This window comes from Sulfitobacter sp. CW3 (genome assembly GCF_019392245.1).
GTDB lineage: Bacteria > Pseudomonadota > Alphaproteobacteria > Rhodobacterales > Rhodobacteraceae > Sulfitobacter.
Map to the genome: position 1 here is coordinate 1 of NZ_JAHXRL010000069.1, position 340 is coordinate 340.

A 340-nucleotide genomic window follows, 5' to 3' on the forward strand; every position below is an offset into this window, starting at 1 on the left:
GCGAAGGTGTACAGGATGCGGTAACCGCGCACCGGCCTCTCGCGCACGCCAGGATGATCTCCGATTGGCCACATGAGCGGGCTGAATTGGAGGTCAGTGATCGCCCTACGGATGAGCTTGAGCCGCTGCGAGGCCGTTTGGCCCGAGCCAGGCTGGCGCAGCCAGCGGGCAGCGCTCGCGATGTCGTCGGCCGCTGGCCGCGAGACAATGAGAGCGTGAGGCATGAGGGACTGAGCAGTGCGGGTCGGCTACGCGGAGGGCTCGATCGGCCGCTTGGCGACTTCACTGGCCTCGGCCGGCTCGATCTCGGCTTCGAGGGCGTCGACCCACGTCTCCAGAG

General features: G+C 67.6%; 1 protein-coding gene. It reads right to left on the reverse strand.

The annotated features are described in order from the left end of the window. On the reverse strand, positions 1-224 hold a 224-nt coding region (locus KZZ06_RS20240), incomplete at its 3' end, for a type II toxin-antitoxin system RelE/ParE family toxin (RefSeq protein ID WP_203140086.1). Between the last annotated feature and the right edge of the window lie 116 nt (positions 225-340).